The organism is Acinetobacter sp. CAU_H_60 (assembly GCF_058599385.1).
The window spans coordinates 2027790-2049634 of sequence record NZ_CM178653.1; the positions used below are offsets into that span (position 1 = coordinate 2027790).

Annotated in this window: 22 protein-coding genes; 9 read left to right on the top strand and 13 right to left on the bottom strand. The window is 41.4% G+C overall.

The features are described 5' to 3' along the window. The first annotated feature begins 43 nt into the window (after positions 1 to 43). Positions 44 to 214, top strand: a complete 171-nt coding sequence (gene hemP / locus AC4MBN_RS09435) for a hemin uptake protein HemP (protein WP_004784247.1) — start codon at positions 44 to 46, stop codon at positions 212 to 214. A gap of 88 nt (positions 215 to 302) precedes the next feature. On the opposite strand, the gene AC4MBN_RS09440 is transcribed toward hemP, so the two are convergent. The 4 genes from AC4MBN_RS09440 to tfpB form a co-directional block, all read right to left on the bottom strand. Then, positions 303 to 1625 carry a sensor histidine kinase gene (locus tag AC4MBN_RS09440; protein WP_491880161.1) on the bottom strand — a complete coding sequence of 441 codons (1323 nt, stop codon included), beginning with the start codon at positions 1623 to 1625 and terminating at the stop codon, positions 303 to 305. After that, positions 1622 to 2293: a response regulator transcription factor gene (locus tag AC4MBN_RS09445; RefSeq protein WP_419365499.1), complete on the bottom strand. Its 672-nt coding sequence runs from the start codon at positions 2291 to 2293 to the stop codon at positions 1622 to 1624. Before AC4MBN_RS09445 ends, AC4MBN_RS09440 begins: the two co-directional genes overlap by 4 nt. Positions 2294 to 2429: 136 nt before the next feature. Then, positions 2430 to 2795 (bottom strand): NirD/YgiW/YdeI family stress tolerance protein, encoded by a 366-nt coding sequence (locus tag AC4MBN_RS09450; protein ID WP_034170733.1) that lies wholly within the window; start codon positions 2793 to 2795, stop codon positions 2430 to 2432. 95 nt (positions 2796 to 2890) lie between these two features. Further along, on the bottom strand, positions 2891 to 4648 hold the full coding sequence (gene tfpB, locus AC4MBN_RS09455; protein WP_491880162.1) for a type IV pilus assembly ATPase TfpB: 1758 nt from the start codon (positions 4646 to 4648) through the stop codon (positions 2891 to 2893). A 213-nt stretch (positions 4649 to 4861) separates the two neighbouring features. Between tfpB and AC4MBN_RS09460 the strand changes: the two genes are divergently transcribed. Together AC4MBN_RS09460 and AC4MBN_RS09465 are read left to right on the top strand one after the other, a co-directional pair. Then, positions 4862 to 6127, top strand: a complete 1266-nt coding sequence (locus AC4MBN_RS09460; protein ID WP_491880163.1) for an MgtC/SapB family protein — start codon at positions 4862 to 4864, stop codon at positions 6125 to 6127. Positions 6128 to 6256: 129 nt separating this feature from the next. Continuing rightward, positions 6257 to 7315 carry a hypothetical protein gene (locus AC4MBN_RS09465; RefSeq protein ID WP_491880164.1) on the top strand — a complete coding sequence of 353 codons (1059 nt, stop codon included), beginning with the start codon at positions 6257 to 6259 and terminating at the stop codon, positions 7313 to 7315. 53 nt (positions 7316 to 7368) lie between these two features. On the opposite strand, the gene tsaA is transcribed toward AC4MBN_RS09465, so the two are convergent. Further along, on the bottom strand, positions 7369 to 8088 hold the full coding sequence (gene tsaA / locus AC4MBN_RS09470) for a tRNA (N6-threonylcarbamoyladenosine(37)-N6)-methyltransferase TrmO (protein ID WP_180033815.1): 720 nt from the start codon (positions 8086 to 8088) through the stop codon (positions 7369 to 7371). Positions 8089 to 8193: 105 nt separating this feature from the next. Here tsaA and AC4MBN_RS09475 point away from each other — a divergent pair, with 105 nt between their 5' ends. Both AC4MBN_RS09475 and AC4MBN_RS09480 read left to right on the top strand, forming a co-directional pair. Further along, positions 8194 to 8973: a ferredoxin--NADP reductase gene (locus AC4MBN_RS09475; RefSeq protein ID WP_005236496.1), complete on the top strand. Its 780-nt coding sequence runs from the start codon at positions 8194 to 8196 to the stop codon at positions 8971 to 8973. A gap of 370 nt (positions 8974 to 9343) precedes the next feature. Beyond that, positions 9344 to 11758 carry a membrane-bound PQQ-dependent dehydrogenase, glucose/quinate/shikimate family gene (locus tag AC4MBN_RS09480; RefSeq protein WP_491880165.1) on the top strand — a complete coding sequence of 805 codons (2415 nt, stop codon included), beginning with the start codon at positions 9344 to 9346 and terminating at the stop codon, positions 11756 to 11758. A gap of 70 nt (positions 11759 to 11828) precedes the next feature. On the opposite strand, the gene AC4MBN_RS09485 is transcribed toward AC4MBN_RS09480, so the two are convergent. The 3 genes from AC4MBN_RS09485 to AC4MBN_RS09495 all read right to left on the bottom strand — a co-directional run bounded on the left by AC4MBN_RS09485 (position 11829) and on the right by AC4MBN_RS09495 (position 13095). Next, positions 11829 to 12011 carry a YgdI/YgdR family lipoprotein gene (locus tag AC4MBN_RS09485; RefSeq protein ID WP_180105119.1) on the bottom strand — a complete coding sequence of 61 codons (183 nt, stop codon included), beginning with the start codon at positions 12009 to 12011 and terminating at the stop codon, positions 11829 to 11831. 18 nt (positions 12012 to 12029) lie between these two features. Beyond that, positions 12030 to 12281, bottom strand: coding sequence for a hypothetical protein (locus tag AC4MBN_RS09490; protein WP_180002853.1), 252 nt, complete (start codon positions 12279 to 12281; stop codon positions 12030 to 12032). Positions 12282 to 12471: 190 nt separating this feature from the next. Beyond that, on the bottom strand, positions 12472 to 13095 hold the full coding sequence (locus tag AC4MBN_RS09495) for a cation efflux transmembrane domain-containing protein (RefSeq protein ID WP_491880166.1): 624 nt from the start codon (positions 13093 to 13095) through the stop codon (positions 12472 to 12474). Positions 13096 to 13180: 85 nt separating this feature from the next. Between AC4MBN_RS09495 and AC4MBN_RS09500 the strand changes: the two genes are divergently transcribed. The 3 genes from AC4MBN_RS09500 to AC4MBN_RS09510 all read left to right on the top strand — a co-directional run bounded on the left by AC4MBN_RS09500 (position 13181) and on the right by AC4MBN_RS09510 (position 15392). Next, positions 13181 to 13591 carry a Cd(II)/Pb(II)-responsive transcriptional regulator gene (locus AC4MBN_RS09500; protein ID WP_312332070.1) on the top strand — a complete coding sequence of 137 codons (411 nt, stop codon included), beginning with the start codon at positions 13181 to 13183 and terminating at the stop codon, positions 13589 to 13591. Positions 13592 to 13724: 133 nt separating this feature from the next. Continuing rightward, complete coding sequence (gene trhP / locus AC4MBN_RS09505; RefSeq protein WP_491880167.1) at positions 13725 to 15134, top strand: prephenate-dependent tRNA uridine(34) hydroxylase TrhP; 1410 nt, start codon at positions 13725 to 13727, stop codon at positions 15132 to 15134. 3 nt (positions 15135 to 15137) lie between these two features. Beyond that, positions 15138 to 15392 (top strand): YfhL family 4Fe-4S dicluster ferredoxin, encoded by a 255-nt coding sequence (locus tag AC4MBN_RS09510; protein ID WP_419374667.1) that lies wholly within the window; start codon positions 15138 to 15140, stop codon positions 15390 to 15392. A gap of 248 nt (positions 15393 to 15640) precedes the next feature. On the opposite strand, the gene ahpF is transcribed toward AC4MBN_RS09510, so the two are convergent. The 4 genes from ahpF to AC4MBN_RS09530 form a co-directional block, all read right to left on the bottom strand. Continuing rightward, positions 15641 to 17206, bottom strand: coding sequence for an alkyl hydroperoxide reductase subunit F (ahpF, locus tag AC4MBN_RS09515; RefSeq protein ID WP_180131193.1), 1566 nt, complete (start codon positions 17204 to 17206; stop codon positions 15641 to 15643). Positions 17207 to 17431: 225 nt separating this feature from the next. Further along, complete coding sequence (locus AC4MBN_RS09520; protein WP_491880168.1) at positions 17432 to 18349, bottom strand: hypothetical protein; 918 nt, start codon at positions 18347 to 18349, stop codon at positions 17432 to 17434. 37 nt (positions 18350 to 18386) lie between these two features. Continuing rightward, positions 18387 to 19520 (bottom strand): toxic anion resistance protein, encoded by a 1134-nt coding sequence (locus AC4MBN_RS09525; protein WP_005236518.1) that lies wholly within the window; start codon positions 19518 to 19520, stop codon positions 18387 to 18389. Positions 19521 to 19536: 16 nt separating this feature from the next. Further along, the gene (locus AC4MBN_RS09530) at positions 19537 to 20328 is read right to left on the bottom strand and encodes a tellurium resistance protein (RefSeq protein WP_491880169.1); all 792 of its coding nucleotides are present in this window, start codon (positions 20326 to 20328) and stop codon (positions 19537 to 19539) included. 401 nt (positions 20329 to 20729) lie between these two features. Here AC4MBN_RS09530 and AC4MBN_RS09535 point away from each other — a divergent pair, with 401 nt between their 5' ends. Next, complete coding sequence (locus AC4MBN_RS09535; RefSeq protein ID WP_005236522.1) at positions 20730 to 21218, top strand: TIGR00645 family protein; 489 nt, start codon at positions 20730 to 20732, stop codon at positions 21216 to 21218. A 63-nt stretch (positions 21219 to 21281) separates the two neighbouring features. Here AC4MBN_RS09535 and rnk read toward each other — a convergent pair whose 3' ends face one another. Further along, positions 21282 to 21686 carry a nucleoside diphosphate kinase regulator gene (rnk, locus tag AC4MBN_RS09540; RefSeq protein WP_034171243.1) on the bottom strand — a complete coding sequence of 135 codons (405 nt, stop codon included), beginning with the start codon at positions 21684 to 21686 and terminating at the stop codon, positions 21282 to 21284. Positions 21687 to 21845 lie beyond the last annotated feature (159 nt).

The window sequence follows — 21845 nt, forward strand, 5'->3', positions numbered from 1 at the left end:
TTATCATTTAAATCAATCCAAAACACACCACGGAGTCGACGGAATGAACGCACCATTTAGCCTATTTACCCGTAATAATGATACTCAGCATGCGCTACCGATGTTGCATTCGAATAATTTATTTGCGCTTGGACGAGAAATCCGGATTATGCATGCGGGTGAAGAATACCGTCTACGTTTGACTCGTAATAACCGTCTCATTCTGACCAAGTAATTTAAATACTCCAAAAATAATAAACGTGGGAACAGGCAGTATGAATCAGCGCATACTGCTTTTTTAATTGCTAGATCCAATGACTATATTATTTAGATTGAAAAATTAATGAAACTTTAAGTCCACCCAAACCTGACGGCGCATAATCAATCTTGGCCGTATGTAACTGCATAATCTTTTGACAAATCGACAGCCCTAAACCTGAACCTTGTGTTCGTGTCCCCAAGGCCCGGTAAAAACGCTCGCCTAAACGTTGCAATACGTCGGCCTGAATCCCCTCTCCCGAATTTTCAATCACGAGTTGCATATTCTGGCTTTCAACTATCGTCCTGATTTCGACCTGTCCCTGCATAGGCGTATAACGAATGGCATTATCAACCAGATTGCGGATACAGCTAAAAATCAGCTCTGCATTTGCTTCAATCACTGCATCTTCAAGTTTTAGGTTCCAGTGGATCTCTTTTTCCGGAGCAAAAGGTTGTAAAGCTTGTAAAACATCCTGAATCAGAACTTTAAGATTAACTTGTTGTTTGGGCAGCTGCTCTGCATGTTCTGGATCAAGCCGAGCCAATAGCAATAAGTTTTCCAGAATCTGCGTTCCGCGGTTGACGTCATTCTGGATCATTTGTAACGCTTGCCTAAGTTGGGCATCTTCCTGATATTTACGTTTCAGCACCTGTAAACGCATTTGAATGGCAGACAATGGGGAACGCAACTCATGTGAAGCATCGGCAGTAAAACGTTGCTCGGCAGCCAATGACTTTTCCAGCCTGCTCAACATGGCATTCAGCTGACGGATAATCGGTTGCAATTCAGTAATCTCAGGATCAGGACTTTGAACCGGAGTGAGATCCTGTGCAGATTTAGAACCGATTTCTCGGGAAATTTTATTTAAAGGTCTTAATTGCCGCTTAATGGCAAAACGTAAAATCAGCCACTGTAATATCCATAGGATAAATAAAATCCCGGCGAAACCTAAAGTCGTTTGCCAAAGCTCATCAAAGCGTACCGAAAGCGGTTGTACCACTTTCACTTTCAAATCTTGATCTTCAGCAATCAGAATTCGAATAAAATGACCTTTTTCATAATCAAAGTGAAACCCGTTTTTTTGTGCAAGTGGTATCTCATTAATCAGTTCATCATCAATTGAAGTGGTCAGTACCCGCTGATTCAGCAATAAGGCATATTGAATATCAAACTGCTCACTGATTTCATCAACCTGCGTATTTTTGGCCTGGTTCACATCTCCTAAAAGTAACTCTGAAATTTCCTCCATCAGGTCATCATGCAGATCAATCGCCTGATAGCTGGAAATTCCCAATAACAGCAGCCACGCCAGAAATCCTGCCAGTATGGAACTGAACATGGCATGTTGAATCAGCCGGCTTTGCAGGGAAATGGGTGCCTTCATATGGAGGCCTCGGGTTTATGCATCCGGTAGCCCAAGCCACGAATGGTTTTAATCATCTGACTGCCAATTTTTTTACGTAGCTGATAAATAAAGACTTCAATCGCATTGCTTTCGATTTCATCTCCCCAGGCATAGAGTGATTCCTCCAGCTGCTCCCGGGTAATGATATGTTCTGGTTTTTGCATCAGCTTATATAAAATCTGGAATTCTTTTGCAGTCAGATTAATGCTCTGCCCCGCCTTCATTACAGTCTTGGCTTGGGTGTCCAGACTAAGATCCTGCCATTGCAGGATATGATTTGGCATTTGCTGTTTTTGTCTGAGCTGGGCACGCACGCGAGCGGAAAGTTCTTCCAGACTAAAGGGTTTTACCAGATAATCATTGGCCCCCAGATCGAGTCCTGCAACCCGATCATGAACACTGTCCTTGGCGGTGATAAATATAACGGGCGTATCTTTCTGTTTATTGCGCAAGCTTTTAAGAATGTCATCTCCAGTTGCATTCGGCAGGCCACGATCCAGCAAAATACAGTCATACTGATGCTGTTGAATCGCCAGAATGGCATGATCCCCTCGATCGACCCGATCAATTACATACCCGTCCATTTCCAGCCAGGTTTGAATACTTTCCGCCTGAGATTCATCATCCTCTGCCAAAAGAATACGCATGCTATGCTCCGCTTATTTTATCTTTCTATCTTGCCTTGAAAAAGTTCCAGACTCAAAAAAACCACATGCTTTTTGGTAACTTGCATGTGGTTTTTTGTTGCTGTCTTCAGATTCAGTTCAGGAAATCCTGCTGAAATTAGAACTGAACTTGGTCGACATCAATTTCAACACGTTTCGCAGGTTTATAGTCAATGTCCACTTCACCAATGATTACCACAGGTGTTTTAGCTGATACTGGTTTACCTTGCCAAAGTTCATCATCAATTTCGACAGTGATGGTGCCAGTATTGTCACGGAACTGGTATTTTTCATCACCGACAGCTTTTACTACATACCCTTTCAGCTGAACCTTGCTGTCATCTTTCATGGTCAACGCTTGCTTAACTGTAGTCGTTTTAGCAAATGCAGCCTGATTCACCGCAGTTTCACTACTCGCAACTGCGACAGTCCCAATTGAACCCATTAATGCAGCTGCTAAAACAGTATTCATCATCATTTTCATTGCAGTTACCTCTTTTTAAAGTCTTGCCCTGTTTCGATGATGCTATTAAAACAGCCGAAGATGAATTGAATCTTAAGATTGCTTCATCTTCAGAATTAATTTAATGGCACAACTCTCAAGACTTCTTCAAGCGTGGTGACCCCTTCCAGAATCTTGCGAGCACCGGCAATCCGTAAAGGTTCTACCCCTTCTTTTTTTGCCTGCTGACGTAACTGATTCAGGTTAGCATCCGCTCCGATTAATTGCTTGGTGGTCAGGCTAAGCGGCATAAACTCATAAATCCCGATTCGGCCTTTATAACCGGTATGACGACATTCTTCACAGCCAACTGCTTTAAAGACAAATTCCGGACGTGGTAAAGGATAGTCCACTGCCAGATGCTGCCATTCCTGCTCATCCAGGAAACTCTCTTGCTTGCAATGCGGACATAGCTTACGCACCAGACGCTGAGCCAAAACCCCCAAGATGGTGGCTGCTGTTAAAAATGGCTGTACACCCAGATCATGCAAACGGGTCAGACTCGACGGCGCATCATTGGTATGCAAGGTAGAAAGCACCAAGTGACCGGTTAATGCAGCCTGAATCGCCATATTGGCCGTATCTTGGTCACGAATCTCACCCACCATAATAATATCCGGATCCTGACGCATCAGTGCACGCACACCATCTGCAAAGCCCAGCTCAATCCCGTTATTGACCTGCATCTGGTTAAAGCTTGGTTCCAGCATCTCAATCGGATCTTCAATCGTACAGACGTTCACCTGCTCAGTCGCAAGCTGCTTTAAAGTGGAATACAGTGTGGTGGTTTTACCTGAGCCGGTCGGTCCGGTGACCAAAATAATACCGTGACTATGGCTGGTCAGATTATTCCAGTCATTGAGTAAATGTCCTTCGAAACCGAGCTGCTGAAAACTTCTGACTAGAACCTCCGGATCAAAAATACGCATTACCAGCTTTTCACCAAATGCGGTGGGTAAGGTCGATAAACGCAGTTCTGTTTCCTGCCCTTTTGGAGTCCGAGTTTTTAAACGACCATCCTGTGGTTTACGTTTTTCTGCCACATTCATCCGGCCCAGAATCTTGATTCGGGAAATAACTGCGGTCAAGGTATTGGCTGGCATATTATAGATGGTATGCAATACTCCATCAATCCGAAAACGGATCTTGCCGGTGTCTTTGCGCGGTTCCATATGAATATCACTGGCACCCTGCTCAAAGGCAAATTGCAGCACCCAGTCTACCAATTTCACGATATGCTGGTCATTGGCATCCGGATTCTGGGAATCACCCAGTTGCAGCAAGGCTTCTACACCTTTATTTTCCCGGTCATAAGCAGATGATTTTTGCGAGCCACTGACTGCACGACTGACCTGATAATACTCAACAATATAACGCTGGAGCTGTTCCGGATTGAGCAATACCCGTTCAATTTTTTTCGGTGCAATATTCTGTTCGAGGTTTGAGACCCATTCAGTTTTATAAGGCTGATCTGTGGCGATCAGAACTTTATCTGGTTGAATTTCTACTGCCAGAATACGGTTACGCAGTGCATATTCCTGTGACATCACATTGGTCAAGGCCTGCACATCAGCTTTGAGCAGATCGATGATATAGAACATTAAACCAGTTTTTTCTGCCAGCCACTGACATAAACGGTTGAGTGTCAAAGTACTTTGAGGATGGGACTGATCAACCAGACTAAAGTGCGCGATCCATTGCAAGGGATGCCATTTTATTTGTTCACGCTGACGATGTGTGGTCTGAACTCGCATCCGGTCACGTTCAGTTATTTTTCCGTCTTTTAAAAGCTGATCCAAACACCAGCCTGTATCAATTTCAAAATCAAATTTCATGATTGATGGTCCCCAAAACTGCCTCCACTATAACAAGTTTTTCCTGTTTTTCGCATTCCATCGCGACTTCTCAAACTAGAAAGCGGGTTTATCTTTCATGAACATTAAGCACATCACTTGGGTTTGAGTTCATAACCTTTTTCTGCTTGTCGATGTATCAATTTTTCGCCTATATTTCAATCAGGATATTTTATTCAATCGCTGAGGCCAGGTATGGATTTAAGCGTGGTTCCCTTAAGTGAAAGTAGTTCCTTTCATGAGTTGCTTACTATACTGACTGCTGCCTTAGGATGTGGTTTGCTAATCGGACTGGAACGTGAACGGCACAAACAGCGTGAAGAACAGGCCAGTTTTGCCGGGCTACGCTCTTTTGCGATCTGTGCTTTATTAGGCGCATTGTGCTTTTTATTAGGAATGGCAATGGGTCTGGCCGGTGCACTCATTATTGGCGGCATCGTCATTTTTTCTATCCGAAACCAGATAGAAGATCCGGGAATTACCACTGAATTGGCCTTTATCATGACCTATTTCATAGGGGCGATTTGTTTATGGAATATTCCTCTGGCTGCAGGGCTAGCAGTTCTGATCACGATAATTTTAATGGCCAAACACTCTATGCATAATATTGCCGGACAGTGGATTACTGAGGCTGAATTTAGGGATGGATTACTATTATTAGCCTTAATTCTGATTGGTTTACCGCTAACCCCTGACCAGCCTTTATGGGGTGAAGTGCTGAACCCTTATCTGATTTTAAAATTAGTAACTCTAATACTGGTAGTTCAAGCTTTGGCACATATCGCTAAACGTTTCTTCTCGACTAAAAATGCTTTGATGCTGTCTTCAATTGCTTCAGGTTTTGTTTCCAGTACCGCAACTATTGCTCAATTAGGTATACAGGTCCGTAAAGGTGAAATGGATGCAAAATCCAATGCCGGTGCTGCCCTAATGTCCTGTATTTCGACACTAGTTCTATTATTCATTGTAGTCGGAGGCGTTTCCTGGGACTGGCTAAAAATTCTTCTTCTACCGTCGTTGGTCGCTATGGTTATTCTGGCTGCATGTGCATTTATATTATTACATAAAGCCGAACCAGCCAAAAATCAGGAGTCTCCGGAATCTTCTGACAGTAAAATGTTTAGTCTCAAGGAAGCTGTGATTATCGCTGCCGCATTAACCCTGATTCAGGCTGGCGTTTATGGATTGGAAATATTACTGGGCAATGCTGGTCTTCTGGCGGGTACTTTATTTGCGTCCTTATTTGAAATTCATGCCGCAATGGCCAGTGTGGTCATTCAAGGAGATCCCTCCAATACCCGTTTGATCTATGCCTTACTCTTAGGTTTAGGCGCACATGCTTTGGCTAAATCGGTCAATGCAGCCTTAACAGGTGGTTTTAAATTCGCGTTGTATTTTGCACCGATACAGATTTTACATATGGCGGTGTTGATTGGTATTTTGTGGTGGATGACATTTTGATTGTTAAGTATATTTAAATAGTTAATTTTTATATATTTTGCAAATTTAATTTTGATATTTATTCGCTATAATTAGTCTGCTTTATTTTAAAAAACAATTTTATTACTACGATTTTTTATAGGGATTTTTATGAAATTTAAGAATTTATCACTCGCAGTTTTTAGTGCATTCATGCTAAGTGCTTGTGGTGGGGGCTCCTCTTCTTCTGATTCAAACCCTGGAACTGGAACTGGAACTGGAACTGGAACTGGAACTGGAACTGGAACTGGAACTGGAAATACTACAACAAATGATTCCGAATGGTCTGCCTATTCTCCTTCATATTTTACTGGCTCCGATTATTTATTCGACAAACTCACTTTTACGAGTAAAGGAGATACGCAGTATGTCCGTGTAGACTATTTAAGCAACCTAAAAGATATGGAAAATCTTGATATAAATGAACTGTATATTTTTGGTGATTACTTAACCAATGAAGGTCTGTACGAATTAGAGTTAAATAAAGATCCTGAATTAGGCTATAAAATTGGATCACTTCTAAAAAACTCGGTGACTGAGAAAACTTATATTCCATCCTCTAAAATTGGACATACAGGCCTTCAATTAACTGAAAAATATGAGTTAGTCGATCTATCTGGTAAACCATTGATTGAATACATAGACACTCATCTGTATCTAGTCTCTTCCGAACCCAAGCTAAATAATTATGGGGATTTCGGACAACTCTATCTTTCAAAACTTAAAGGCAAGACATTTCCAAGTGGCTCAAAATGCTTAAGAGGATTAAGTTTATCTTCGAGCAAAGACTTCATTATGATGTATCAAAATCCATACGATACTTTTGATAGTTTCCCAGACATATTCTCTGACGGATATAAAACTATAAACTTAGGTGGATATAACGCTTTCATCTCGAATTCAATTTACCCAAATGAATATGTTAGTGCCCTTGTGCAAATTGATAATAAATATCGAATGGGTGAATACAATAAATCAGGTACCTATTACTCTTTAAATAAAGAAATTGAAATTGAAAGACAAATTTTAAAAGAACTTAAGTCTGACAACCTTACAGATGCAGAGGATATTTTAGAACAAGAGTTATATATTCAATCTTTACAAAAAGAATGTACTGTTTTCAACTCTACTGCTAGTCAAGAAATTGATAAATATCGTAAATTGAAGTAAAAATATGACTAGAGATAAGCGTATATAAGATACGCTTATCTTAGTTTCTTCAATCACAATTCAGTATATTCTATTTCTGATATATAAACAGATAACTCTCTTACCAAAAACCTCACATCTAAATCCGCAAACTTCATTCCATAAACCCGTTCCTCATCATCCTGATAAGCAGGTCTCGGATCCAAAGAGAGAACTTTTTCGAGTTCTTGCAGTATTTGTGGAGAAACTTTTCCCTTACTCATGAACTGCTGTTTTTGCTGCTCCGCCTCTTCTGTCCAAATTACCGATTTACGTTGTGGCTCATCCTGTGCATAACCACTTTGTGCCTCAATCACGGCATCTGAATACTGAATATAGGGTTTAATGTCTATAATCGGCGTTCCATCTAACAGGTCACTTCCTGTGACATAAACCCGGACATTTTTACCGACTTTTTCGACACGATTTAATTTCACGACTGATAAACCAATGGGTGCAGGACGGTACATACTACGTGTCGCAAACACCCCGATTTTCTGGTTTCCGCCTAAACGGGGTGGACGAACCTGCGGACGAAATTGCTGGCTCTGCTGATTTTTATTATCATGAAACTGCCAGACTAACCAGAGATGACTAAACTCTTCGATGCCTTCAAATGCGAGTAAATCATTATATGGACCGGTCATTTCAATATAGCTTTCAACCTGTACCAAATTAGGCTGACGCGGGATGCCAAACTTTTCTTTATAGGGAGAATGCATATAGCCAATAATCGGCAGAGTGAGTTCGGTCATAATCACTTTTTTTGATAAGCTCAATTAAATATATTCAGTTTATAGAGAATGAATTTAGATTAGAATAGCAACCTGTTCTAATTTGATAACTTATTGAGACCTTTAATGGCTGCTTTTAACGTCGAAAAGATTACTCACGTCCACCATTGGAATGACACTTTATTCTCTTTTAAAACGACTCGTGACACTGCATTACGTTTTAAAAACGGTCAGTTTGTGATGATCGGCCTTGAGGTCAATGGCAAGCCTTTAATGCGTGCGTATTCAATCGCAAGTGCAAACTATGAAGAAGAGCTAGAGTTTTTCTCTATTAAAGTGCCAGATGGTCCTCTTACTTCTATTCTACAAAAAGTTAAAGTTGGCGACGAAATCCTGGTTTCTAAAAAACCTACAGGTACGCTGGTTCTTGATGATTTAAACCCAGGTAAAAACCTGTACCTGCTTTCTTCGGGTACTGGCCTTGCACCATTCCTTTCTGTGATTCGTGATCCAGAAACTTATGAACGTTTCGAAAAAATCATCGTCGTTCACGGTACACGTTTCATTTCAGAACTGGCTTATCAAGATTTGATTTTGAATGAAATTCCAAACCATGAATTCTTCGGTGAATTGGGCGCTAAAGAAAAATTAGTGTATTACCCAACTGTTACTCGTGAAGAGTTCCATACTCAAGGTCGTGTAACCACTGCGATTGAATCTGGTCAATTATTCGAGAAAATCGGTCTGCCACGTTTCAACCCTGAAACTGACCGTGCAATGCTTTGTGGTTCTCCTGCATTCCTGGACGACGTTGCTGCGCTTCTGGATCAACATGGTCTGAAAGAATCTCCACGTATGGGGGTTCTGGGCGATTACGTAATTGAACGTGCATTCGTTGAAAAATAAACTGCAAAAACCTTTTGCAATTCAAAACGCATGCTTAAAGCATGCGTTTTTTATATCTAGTAAGTCTTAATCTGAAAGAATTAACCCAAGCTATTCTTGACTTAAAATTTCTTATAATTAGGACACTTAGAAAAACACAATTGTTTAAAACAATAAAATAAATGATAAATATCAATACTCACATTATATTTTTTAGTCAAAAATTCCTTCTTAAATGTTAGAATATGTAACTGTAATTGATTTCTCCTGAGGATTTATCCTCGCTAAAGACTTAGTTACATAAACTCTGTAAACTTTAAATTCGATCTGTTTTGATCCCATTCTCCTGTTTCACCGTTTATGCAACCAAGCCGTTTTTTATAGGCAAGGTATGAGCACTGAACAACCCTCCTCTATCGAGCGTACAGGGTCTAAAGTCTATCGATATTTTGTAGTCGTACTGACTTTACTTGTTGCGCTGTACTTGATCATTCAAGGCGCTAAATTACTCAGCCTCGGTGGTACAAGTTATTATCTCATTGCAGGGATTGCCTATGTTGCAATCGCCATTTTCTATGCGATGAAAAAAGCCCTTGGTTTCTGGCTTTCTATTATTACTTTTATTGCAACCATCCTTTGGGCAATTGCTGAAGTTCAAGGTTTGAGCTTCTGGCAATATATTCCACGTCTGGTGGTTCCAACTATTCTGTTTGTCCTCAGCATGTGGGCAAGCAAAAGCCTGCCAGCACTCAATGCTGCAAAAATCAAAGCTGCCAATCTTGTTGGCTTTGCCGGTTTCTTTGCCTGTGTCGCAGCCCTGATTGCTGCTTTCTTCCCGCACGGCAAAATCCTCAATCCTGTTGATATCGTACAAGACCCTGCTCTGGCTAAACCGAATGCAGAAAACCCGGACAACTGGGAATATTTCGGTCGTAATGGTAACGGTACCCGCTTTGCGCCGTACACTGACATTACCCCTGAAAATGTCAAAGATCTGAAAGTCGCTTGGACTTATCACACTGGTCGTGATACCTCTGCCGGTGTCGATGAAAATACACCGATCCAAATTGGCAGCACATTGTACTCTTGTACACCGACTAACATCATTTCAGCGATTGATGGTGACAGCGGTAAAGCACTTTGGAAATATGATCCCCATGCGAAAACTGCAGAGCATATTACCTGCCGTGGTGTCGGTTACTATGATGCAACTACAGACAAATCTTTAACTGCAGCAGACCTACAAGCACCGGGTATTAAAGCTTGTCCACAACGTATCCTGACTTCTACTGTTGATGGTCGTTTAATTGCCTTAAATGCCAAAACTGGTGCTTTATGTCCAGAATTTGGTGTGAATGGTCAGGTCGATGTTCTGCATGACATGGGTCCTACTGAACAAAGTAAACGTTACCACCCAACATCTACTCCACTCATTGCAGGGCATGTCGCTGTATTAGGTGGCTGGGTACGTGATATCGTACATGGCGAACCTTCTGGTGTTGTACGTGCCTATGATGTACGTACTGGTAAATTGGCTTGGGCTTGGGATGTCGGTAATCCTGAACTGGTTGGTGAACCTAAAGATGGCAAAGGCTTTACTTTAGAAACACCAAACATGTGGACTATTCCTACTTATGACAAAGACCTGAATCTGGTTTACTTGCCTACAGGTAATGGCCCTCCTGACTACTGGGGTGGTGACCGTGACGCAGCCAAAGAAAAATTTGGTTCTGCCATTGTTGCGGTAAATGCCTTAACTGGTAAAACTGTTTGGTCTTATCAAACTGTTCACCATGATGTCTGGGATTATGACTTGCCGTCACAACCTGTGCTTTATGACATGACTGATGATCATGGCAAAAAAGTGCCTGCGTTGATTCAAACCACCAAAATGGGTCAAATCTTCGTTCTTGACCGCCGTACTGGTAAACCGATCACTAAAGTTGAAGAACGTCCAGTCGACACCAATGGTGCTGAAGGCGAAAAATTGTCTCCTACCCAACCATTCTCTGTTGGCATGCCACAAATTGGTAATGCGACATTGACTGAGCAGGATATGTGGGGCATCTCAACCTTTGACCAGCTGGCATGTCGTATCGACTTTAAAGACTCTGTCTACAACGGTTTATATACTGCACCTGGTGAAAAACCATATATCGAATGGCCTAGCCTGCTCGGTGGCTTCAACTGGGGCGGTATCTCCATTGATGAATCGACTGGTATGATGTACGTCAACGATATGCGTATGCCACTTCGTATGTCTCTTGTTCGTAAAGAAGATATGAGCAAATACCATATCTCAACTGACGAAGTTCCAGGATTCATGGGTACAGTACGTCCACAATTGGCTGGTCCTTATGCTGGTGTGAAAATTGACATCATGCAGTCTAAACTGGGTGTGCCTTGTAACAAGCCACCGTTTGGTACCATGACTGCCATCGACTTGAAATCTAAAAAAGTCGTTTGGGAAGTCCCAATGGGTACAGCGAAAGAATTGGGTCCATTAGGTGTTAAAACCCATATGCCAATTCCTTTAGGTATGCCAACACTCGGTGGTCCTACTTCAACTGCTTCTGGTCTGGTGTTCTTCGCAGGTACTCAGGATTATTACCTACGTGCGTTGGATTCAAAAACTGGTAAAGAAGTGTGGAAAGCTGAGCTTCCTGTTGCTGCTGTTGCTGCACCGCTGATTTATAAATCTCCAAAAACTGGCAAACAGTATGTTGTCATCTCTGCAGGTGGTGCAAGCCATTCTAAAGATGTTGGCGACTATATCATTGCCTTTGCTTTACCCGACCAAAAATAATTTTTTAATGGATAAAGAAAAAACCGAAGCTTAGGCTTCGGTTTTTTATATAAAGTGAATCAAAATCACATTAACGATTTGCACCTTCCTGGTTTGCAGAACCAGAACAGCCTGCACCACCACCGATAATAAAACCGCTTTCTGCTTTGCATGAACCGATCATACGGCCATGTGAGTCAAATGTAGTCACTGTTGATGCACAACCAGTTAGTACAATAGTCGCTGCTAATGCAATAAGTGCTGATAATTTCATAATATTCCCCTCTAAGATTTATGGTGCTAAATGAATCTGATTTTGACTTGGTGGTACTGGCAATAAACCTGTCTTGGCATCCACCGTATTGTAGTTCACGCCAATTGCATTGCCTGATCCATTACAATGAGCACTAGCAGTTGAAAGCAGACCACGTGTAGCTTTACATGATCCAATCACCTGACCAGATGCGTCATAAGTGACGACCATAGAACTACAGCCAGTCATCAGTACAATAGTTGAAAGTGAAAATAGTTTTATGAAGCTCATTGCTCCCCCTCAAAAACACTAAAAAATTTAAATTGTTTAGTTATATGAATCTTTTCTAAATTTCGCGCATGATTCTTCCTAAATTTATCGCATTTGTAAAGCTTTATTTTTCATCTATTTTTTAGACTTATGGCTAATAAAAAAGCTGCCTGATCAGCAGCTTTTTCATAATTAAATTTAATATTAAGAATCAGACTGACTCATGCTGCAATACTCGTTCAGCTAAAGCCTGTTTCACCACATGATATCCAGCACTTAAGCCTAGACTTGCCATAATGAATGCAACAATAACATCTGGCCATAGACTGCCAGTGCCAAACACTCCCACTGCTGCCAGAATGACAGCCACATTGCCAATGGCATCATTACGGCTACATAACCAGACCGATTTCATATTGGAATCCCCATCCCGGAAAGTATATAAAATTATGGCTGTGACAACGTTTGCGATTAAGGCCAATATCCCGATGATCCCCATCGTAATGGCTTCAGGTGGAATACCTTGCATAAAGGCATAAATCACTTTACCAATGACGACCAGACCAAATACTGCCATGGTCAATCCTTTAATCAGAGCAACTGTTGCACGCCAATACAGACTTGCACCAATCACCGCCAGAGAAATACCATAATTCACAGCATCTCCAAAGAAATCTAGCGCATCTGCCCATAAGGCCGATGAATGTGCATAGGCACCGCCGATCAGCTCTACACCAAATAAGGTCAGGTTAATCAACAATGCAATCCATAAAGCTGTTCTAAATTTGCTATTAGAGTTGTGCGGCGCGGGTTCATGACTACAACTACAGGCCATATTATTCTCCGATGATTTTTTATCCTGAATGCGATAAAGTCATTAGAAACTATGGAGTCACTCCAAGGTCAAGCCTGAGGTATTTATGTCACATTATTTGATTTCTGATATAGCCAAGAAAACTGATTTAAGTACTGATACCATTCGATTTTATGAGAAAAGAGGTTTGATTCAGCCGAATTTTCGAGCAAGTAACCAGTATCGTTATTATGGCGAAGATGCCTTAAAACGCTTGATTTTTATCAAACGCTGCCGTGCTTTAGGCATGTCTTTAAAAGAAATTGAATACCTGATTCAGCTGGAGCAGAATCCAGAACAGGATTGCTGTGAAGTTAACCAGATGATTGATCAGCACCTTATAGATATTTCAAATAAAATTAAAGAATTACAGTTATTTAAACAGCAGTTAATGGCGCTTCGCGAAAGCTGTAATACCCCAACCACGATTGATCATTGCCAGATTTTGAAAACACTGGAATCTATTGAAAATAGCTGAAATATTTATGGATATTTTAAATCGCTTACTGTTTATCTTTTAACTTGAAATTGAGTTGAATTATGCCAATTCCGAGTTATTTACTAGGTTGAATCCTGATTTTAGATGACTAGAATAAAGACGTACTTTTTATATGTCTTTCGATTTTATCATGAGCATTTCTCACGTTACCGAACTTCTCTCACCTGCTGGCTCCCTAAAAAACATGCGTTATGCCTTTGCTTATGGTGCAGATGCAGTCTATGCCGGCCAGCCGCGTTATAGCTTGCGTGTTCGTAATAATGAATTTGACCATGACAATCTGGCGATTGGTATCAAGGAAGCTCATGCGCTTGGAAAAAAATTCTATGTGGTTGTGAATATTCAGCCGCATAACTCCAAACTGAAACATTTTATTCGCGATCTTGAACCAGTTGTGGCGATGCAGCCAGATGCACTGATTATGTCTGATCCTGGCTTGATCATGATGGTGCGTGAGCACTTCCCGGATATGGATATTCATCTTTCAGTTCAAGCCAACGCAGTGAACTGGGCAACGGTGAAATTCTGGAAAAACATGGGCCTCACTCGCGTAATCCTGTCACGTGAGTTATCCATCGAAGAAATTGAAGAAATCAAACAGCAAGTCCCAGATATGGAGATTGAAGTCTTCGTTCATGGCGCACTGTGCATGGCCTATTCTGGCCGTTGCATGCTGTCTGGTTATATGAACAAGCGAGATGCCAATCAGGGTGCCTGCACTAATGCCTGCCGCTGGGAATACAAAGTACTGGATGCCAAGGAAGATGTGACTGGTGACGTGATCCCGGTTAAAAATATTAATTCTGGCTGTTGTTCAAAAGATGCTGATGAGTCACGTATGCAAGTACAACATCAGTTTGATGAACCCGTGTTATTGCAACGTAATGACGAGAATATGTTCGCTGCTGAAGAAGACGAGCACGGCACCTATTTTATGAATTCCAAAGACCTGCGTGCAGTGCAGCATGTAGAACGTCTGACTAAAATTGGCGTACATTCACTAAAAATTGAAGGTCGAACCAAATCTTATTTCTATTGTGCGCGTACTGCGCAGATTTACCGTAAAGCCATTGATGATGCGCTTGCTGGTAAACCATTCGACCCTTCATTGATGACTCAACTGGAAGGCTTGGCAAACCGTGGCTATACCGAAGGGTTCCTACGCCGTCATGTACATAGTGAATATCAAAACTATGAAAATGGTTCATCGAGTTTCGATCATCAGCAGTTCTGCGGGGAAGTGTTAGAGCGTAATGGCGACTATATCAAGATTGATGTGAAAAACCGTTTTGTCGTCGGTGATTCACTAGAGTTGATGACCACTAAAGGCAACATCACTTTTACCTTAACTGAGATCAAAGACCGTAAAGGCAATCTGATTGAAGATGCCAAAGGTTCAGGTCATATCGTTGAAATTCCAGTTCCAGCAGATGTGGATATGACTTATGCCCTGCTGATCCGTAATCTGCCGACATCGACTGCGGATATTTCTGCCTCTTCACTGGCTTATCAGGCGAGTTAAAAAATGGCGCTCTTGATTACCGATAAATGTATCAACTGTGATATGTGCTTACCGGAATGCCCAAATGAAGCAATTTATGAGGGCGATAAGGTCTATGAAATTGATGTCACTCGTTGTACCGAGTGTGTGGGTTTCTATGATCATCAAACCTGTATTGCCGTCTGTCCGATTGAATGCATTGTGCCGCATCCCGAGCATCGGGAAACGAAAGAACAGTTAATGGAGAAATTTAAAGGTTTAAATCTGTTCAAAGCTTGAATGATGCATGAAGTCTTATGACTTCATCTAAGAACAACCTTGGGGAAAGATAAAAATAAGGGTTGAAAACAAAAATTGTCCAGAGGAAAGGAACAGCTAAAAGCGATTGGGGACGCTTTTGGCTGATCTAACAATAACTAAAAAAAGGAACCCGGGTGTTAGCGTCCTGAGTTCCTATAAAGCGAAAATAATAATAGGTGTTTGAGATGAAGCACCTGGAATGTGGGGATTCCAGGTGCTCTTTTTTTTTACTGACCAGAGCGAATGATGTAATCAAAGGCAGATAATGATGCTTTGGCACCTTCACCAGTCGCGATGATGATCTGTTTGTAAGGCACAGTAGTACAGTCACCTGCAGCAAACACACCTTTCACATTGGTTTCATTACGTTCGTTAATCACGATCTCACCACGGTTGGTTAGCTCAACATCAGTTCCTTTCAGGAAATCCGTGTTTGGCAACAAACCGATCTGAACAAAGATCCCTGCTAACTCAACAGTGTGCTCTTCATCAGTTGCACGGTCTTTGTATTTCAACGCTGTAACTTGTGAACCGTCACCGATGACTTCGGTAGAAAGCGCATTTTTGATTACAGTGGTGTTTGGCAAGCTGTTCAGTTTGTCCTGCAATACCTGATCCGCACGCAGTTTGGTATCAAATTCAACCAGCGTTACATGCTCAACAATCCCCGCAAGGTCAATCGCAGCTTCTACACCCGAGTTACCACCACCAATCACCGCAACACGTTTGCCTTTGAACAATGGCCCATCACAGTGTGGGCAGTACGCTACCCCACGAGTTTTGTATTCTGCTTCACCTGGAACATTCATCTCTCTCCAGCGTGCACCGGTAGACAGAATGACTGTTTTAGATTCAAGTTTCGCACCATTCTCTAAAGTCACTTCTACCAGACCATTGGCTGTGCTATCTGCACCTTTGATGTCAGAGACACGTTGCAGGTTCATGATGTCAACACCGTATTCACGCACGTGTGCTTCCATTTCAGCGGCAAATTTCGGACCTTGAGTTTTTTGCACTGACGTATAGTTTTCGATGTCCATGGTATCCATCACCTGACCGCCCATGCGTTCAGCCACGATCCCAGTTTTGATACCTTTACGTGCTGCATAGATCGCTGCAGTATTACCAGCAGGTCCACCACCGATCACCAACACATCAAATGCATCTTTGGCATTCAGTTTTTCAGCATCTTTGGCTGCGGCATTGGTATCCAGTTTGGCAATGATTTCTTCCAAAGTCATACGACCCTGACCGATATGTTCATTGTCCTGGAAGACCATCGGTACGGCCATGATTTTGCGTTCTTCCACTTCGTCCTGGAAGAAGGCACCATCAATCATGGTTGCTGTTGTACCCGGGTTATAAATGGCAATCAGGTTCAATGCCTGCACCACATCCGGACAGTTATGACAGCTCAGTGATACGAATACATCAAAGTCAGATTTAATGCCCAAGCCTTTAATCGATTCCAGAACTTCAGCAGAAACTTTGGGTGCATAGCCTGAAGTTTGTAGCAATGCCAAAATCAAGGAAGTAAACTCATGGCCCATCGGCAAGCCTGCAAAGAACACACGAGGCTGTTCACCGGCTTTTGCAACACCAAAGCTTGGTGCACGTTTGTTGGTACCATCAAAACGGGCAGTGACTAAATCAGAAAGCTGAGCGATTTCCTCAACCAGTTCTTTGATTTTGGCTGATTTGTCAGAGCCATCCAGAGTTGCCACTAATTCAATCGGGCCTTCCAAACGTTCAAGTAGTGTTTTTAATTGAGCTGAAGTATTTTGATCTAACATTGCTAACGTCTCCAAGGGAGTAAATATTTATTCGATGAAGCTATATTAAGTGAATAAAAAAAATAGGTAAAACAGTTTGTTTTTATCTTAATGATCGTTTTTATAGATCTAAACCATCTCCTCATTTTATTTTTTATTATCGCTAGAATTTATGCCTTTTATCCCAAAGAAACCGAATATAGATTGGAAAATAAAAATGCTCCTTTTAACGGAGCATTTTTAAGTTTAGAAGATTCGCTGTTCAATACGTAGCGAACGCCCCTTAATTGAATTGGCCAGTGCATATATGATTAAGCTAAGCAAGGCAAATAAGATGGCAATGCCAATAATGATGACATTGGTAATCTTGCTGACTTGTTCTGCTTGCTGAGCTTGACGATCTACACTTTGTGCTACAGGCGTTAGGCTTTTACCATAGACCTGTTGCTGCATCGTCCAGATTTGTTCCGGTTTAAATCCGTATTGTTCAAACTTGCTATCCTGCCGCTCTGCCTTAACCACTTGTGCGACATAAGGTCGGGCTGCAGATAAATCGACGGGTTTATGCAAGAGTGCAGTTTGGGCGAGTAAATAAGATTTCACCGGTGAAGGGATATCGGAATCAACCAGATAACGTGCCACTTCACTATCATTGATATTACTATCGTAATAGACCACCTGCTGATAAGCATCTTCTCGGTCATTTCTCAAGTCATATTGCCAATAAGTCAGTCCTGACCAGATCACGATAAAGGAAATCAGCCAGCCTACAAACTTCAATATGAAAGACTGAAAGCGAACATAGAAGAAGCGAAACTTCTTCAGCAGCCCAACAAGAAAAAATGCACCAATAAAAGAGGCAAAGATTTTCAGGATCAGCCAGCCAAACCAGCTTAACAGAGCAAAGAAATAATCCGGACTATCCCCAATACTGGCCAGATTAGCATCGACACTAACTGGCAAATGCAGCTGCTGAAGCTGAGTACTCAGGCCAAAAAAGCCATAAACCAGTTCCTGCTGAAAGAACAGGCCTATCACAGATGCGATACAGACCGTAGAGGTGGTCAGCCCCAAAAGCATCAAATTACGTTGACGCTTTTTGAGTGCGACGACCCCTTGCTTGATTTCCTGAGGATTTACAGCATATTCATCTAAGGGCGGCAATCTCTACTCCTTTTTTTAGATCTTGGCCCTACTGGATTTAGTTGGGTTTAGATCCACTGGTACTTGATTCAATCACCAAATGATTCAGATTATCTTGCAAGGCTCTTAAACGTACCGTTGCTTCAGTACGTTTCTGTACACCTTCTTTCTGGATCTGAATCACATCATTAACAGTTTTAATGAGGGTATTTTGCACATGTTCAAGCGTTTCAATATCAATAACAGAACGCTGGTTGGCTTTTGCCGTATCGACTGAGTTCTGATGCAATAAATCTGCATTACGGCGTAATAGCTCATTGGTCGCATCATCAATGGTATTGGCTAGCTGTACGCTGTTCTTCTGTTCATTCAGTGAAATGGCCAGACTGATCTGGTTTTTCCATGCCGGTAACGTAATATTTTTAATGGCATAGAACTTATCGACCAGCATCAGGTTATTGGACTGGATAATGCGGATCATTGGCAAAGTCTGCATCGCAGATTGCTGCAGTACCTGTAAATCACTGATGCGTTTTTCCAGATTATTGGCTAGATGATTGAGGTCATAGATTTTTTGCGTGGTGCTCTGATCTTGTGGCAAAGCTGTGAGCGCAGCAATTTCCTGCTGCAATTCCTGTTCACGTAAACGTCCAGCTGCAATATGAATACCCAGCTGCTTGTATTCTTCCTGCACCCCATCGAACATTTTATCCAGCGTATCAACGCGGGCTTTTAATCCGGATTGCGAAGTTTCAATTTCCTTGACCAGCACATCAATCTGTTCTTTGGTGGTATTGAAATGCGAGTCAAAGTTATCTTTCACGCCCTTAAATTTGCTGATGATATTGCCAAGAAATCCTGAACTCTTTTTCTTGTTCAGGATACTGCTGGTATTCAGTTGCTGTGCCACTTGCACCACCTGATTCAGCTTTTGACCGGTTGCATCCAAATCTTTGTTCTGCACCAGATTCAGCAATTCATCGGTATAGCTTGAAGTTTTGGTGGCTATATTTTTGCCATATTCGGCCACACTATTATGACTCATATTTTGCAGTTCTTTACGTGCTGCCAAGACCTCCTGAAAATCGGCAGGCTGCAAGCCCAGCTCTTTCAGATCCATTTGCTGGAACTTCTGTTCAGTCAGTTCAGTTGAGCTTTCGACAGGTAAATTTACTACATCAGATTTGGTCATGTTTCACCTTATATTGTTATGTATTCGAGGGTTTCTCGAGTGACTTTTTTAACGTTTTAATCAGATTGTCTCGGCTATTATCAAGTTTTTCCAGATCACTTGTCGAGTGTTTCGTCTGGCTTTGTTTGACATGATATTGCCAGGCCGGAATCAGCACCTGTTGCGCTTCTTTAAATCGATCCAGCAGGCTATAAGACAGTTGCTGGGACAATTGCATCTGGGTAATGGCAATGTCATTACTGCTTTGCAAGGTTCTTAAGGTATGCACCTTTTTTGACAGCCGCTCAGAAAAATTATCCAGTGGATGCTGATTCCTGACAAACTGCGGATATTCAAATAAAAATTCTTCTGCTGCCACAATATGCTTGGCCATTTGCTCACGTAAACCGATCAGCTGCTGGAATCGCGATTGGGATTTCTGGATTTCAATTTGCAACTTACGGCTAAGGTGATCTGCCTGATCCAGTAAATAGTCCAGTTTTTTATAGTATTCAACCTGACTTGAGCCATAGTCCAGATCAATACCCAGCCATTTCTGCAAGGCATTAAATTTACGTTTTTTCAGATATTTTTTTGATTGAGCCAGCATGTGAATCAGCTGTTCAATCGTCTGGCTCAGTTGTTGGGTCAGATGCGGATCTACCCCATTTAATAGTACGGACTGCGCCTGAATAAGTGGGTCAGCATAATGATTCAGCTTGTATTGATCGTTGAGTAAAGGCACAAGTTCATTGCGCTTGATACTTAGAATCTCGCTCTGCTCTACTGCAATGTCTTGGATTGGAATCAAAACATCTATCTGTGACATGGCCCTTTAAACTCAGTGAATTCGATTTTTATAGTACGTCTTTTCATTCAACATAACATGTAGCATTTTGCAAAGGAATGCTTCAAGCCATAGAATTTTCTTTATATAAGTTGAAGATATTGTTGGAATTAAGTTTGGCCTACAGTCATTTCTTGTATGAATCATTTTACCTCTAGCCTGCTGTTGCTCTCTATAACCTTTCCCATCGGCCTCAAATAGGCTAATAACCAACTAAATAAGAATAAGCACAATAAATGCCAAGTTATTTTATGATCTTAATTAAGCTTTTTTTAAACTTAAGAATACTCATAAGACATTATAAAACATAAATAATTCTCGAATTTTAAGCATGAATTATTTATGATCAAGATCAACAATAAAGTAGGTAACCTGAGAATAAAATGGAACGTTTTTTTCATAATACGATGTATGCCGCACGCTGGATCTTAGCTCCTGTCTATTTTGGTTTATCATTCGCTTTATTATTGCTGGCCTTAAAATTCTTTCAGGAAGTGATTCATGTCCTGCCGCATATCTTTGAATATACTGAAGCTGACCTGATCCTGGTGATTCTATCCCTGGTTGATATGACCATGGTTGGTGGACTTATTGTGATGGTAATGTTTTCAGGTTATGAAAATTTCGTTTCACAACTCAAAATCGATGAAAATAAAACCCGCCTGAACTGGCTCGGTACTATGGATGCCAATTCGCTTAAACTCAAAGTTGCGGCTTCCATCGTAGCTATTTCTTCGATTCATTTACTGCGTATTTTTATGGATGCCCGCAACGTCGAGAATGACAAAATCATGTGGTACATCATTATGCATCTGACTTTTGTGATTTCTGCATTTATTATGGGTTATCTGGATAAACTCACAAAGCATTAAAACATGGATATTAAAAAGCCCCGATGATAGGGGCCTTTTTATATTGGCGAATTAACTAAAAAATTATAGATAGTCACCTTCTCGTTCCGGCTGATACAGCACTTTTTCAATCGTGACTTTCATCAACTGACCATCAGGTTGTGGCCATTCAATGGTCTGTCCTTCTGCCAAGCCCAAGATTGCAGTTCCAATCGGTGCTACGACATTCACTTGCCCTTTTTCACCTTTAAACTCATGCGGGTAGACTAAGGTGATTTCTACAGGCTCCGTTGATGGTGCAATCGTCAGCAATGCACGCGCATGCATGGTCACCACATTGCTTGGCATGTCCTCTGGCTTGACCACTTCAGCACGAGCCAGTTCATCTTCCAGTTGAAGCATGGTCTCACTGAGCTTGTCTTGATTTTCAAGCATGGTTTCGAGACGCTCCACATCCTGTTCAGATAAAATAATTTTTGGTTTAGCCATTCTTACTACCTTGATTAATGAATGATTGAATAGTCTTTAAAAAGCAAATGAATCTAGGTTCTAAGTGGTTAATCAGATTAAATTAAGTTCAAATGTAAAAAAATCTTTTTTAGCTGCTAAAAAATTGTGGCTTAACTCAGAAGCTGTAGCTGTTTTTTA

Coding starts and splice junctions, on each gene's coding strand:
- AC4MBN_RS09465 (WP_491880164.1), top strand. CDS start 6,257: ATGAAATTTAAGAATTTATCACTCGCAGTTTTTAGTGCATTCATGCTA.
- AC4MBN_RS09450 (WP_034170733.1), bottom strand. CDS start 2,795: ATGAAAATGATGATGAATACTGTTTTAGCAGCTGCATTAATGGGTTCA.
- AC4MBN_RS09530 (WP_491880169.1), bottom strand. CDS start 20,328: ATGTCACAGATAGATGTTTTGATTCCAATCCAAGACATTGCAGTAGAG.
- tfpB (WP_491880162.1), bottom strand. CDS start 4,648: ATGAAATTTGATTTTGAAATTGATACAGGCTGGTGTTTGGATCAGCTT.
- trhP (WP_491880167.1), top strand. CDS start 13,725: ATGTCTTTCGATTTTATCATGAGCATTTCTCACGTTACCGAACTTCTC.
- ahpF (WP_180131193.1), bottom strand. CDS start 17,206: ATGTTAGATCAAAATACTTCAGCTCAATTAAAAACACTACTTGAACGT.
- tsaA (WP_180033815.1), bottom strand. CDS start 8,088: ATGACCGAACTCACTCTGCCGATTATTGGCTATATGCATTCTCCCTAT.
- AC4MBN_RS09440 (WP_491880161.1), bottom strand. CDS start 1,625: ATGAAGGCACCCATTTCCCTGCAAAGCCGGCTGATTCAACATGCCATG.
- AC4MBN_RS09500 (WP_312332070.1), top strand. CDS start 13,181: ATGTCACATTATTTGATTTCTGATATAGCCAAGAAAACTGATTTAAGT.
- rnk (WP_034171243.1), bottom strand. CDS start 21,686: ATGGCTAAACCAAAAATTATTTTATCTGAACAGGATGTGGAGCGTCTC.
- AC4MBN_RS09490 (WP_180002853.1), bottom strand. CDS start 12,281: ATGAGCTTCATAAAACTATTTTCACTTTCAACTATTGTACTGATGACT.
- AC4MBN_RS09510 (WP_419374667.1), top strand. CDS start 15,138: ATGGCGCTCTTGATTACCGATAAATGTATCAACTGTGATATGTGCTTA.
- AC4MBN_RS09480 (WP_491880165.1), top strand. CDS start 9,344: ATGAGCACTGAACAACCCTCCTCTATCGAGCGTACAGGGTCTAAAGTC.
- AC4MBN_RS09495 (WP_491880166.1), bottom strand. CDS start 13,095: ATGGCCTGTAGTTGTAGTCATGAACCCGCGCCGCACAACTCTAATAGC.
- AC4MBN_RS09535 (WP_005236522.1), top strand. CDS start 20,730: ATGGAACGTTTTTTTCATAATACGATGTATGCCGCACGCTGGATCTTA.
- AC4MBN_RS09485 (WP_180105119.1), bottom strand. CDS start 12,011: ATGAAATTATCAGCACTTATTGCATTAGCAGCGACTATTGTACTAACT.
- AC4MBN_RS09460 (WP_491880163.1), top strand. CDS start 4,862: ATGGATTTAAGCGTGGTTCCCTTAAGTGAAAGTAGTTCCTTTCATGAG.
- AC4MBN_RS09475 (WP_005236496.1), top strand. CDS start 8,194: ATGGCTGCTTTTAACGTCGAAAAGATTACTCACGTCCACCATTGGAAT.
- AC4MBN_RS09445 (WP_419365499.1), bottom strand. CDS start 2,293: ATGCGTATTCTTTTGGCAGAGGATGATGAATCTCAGGCGGAAAGTATT.
- AC4MBN_RS09525 (WP_005236518.1), bottom strand. CDS start 19,520: ATGACCAAATCTGATGTAGTAAATTTACCTGTCGAAAGCTCAACTGAA.
- hemP (WP_004784247.1), top strand. CDS start 44: ATGAACGCACCATTTAGCCTATTTACCCGTAATAATGATACTCAGCAT.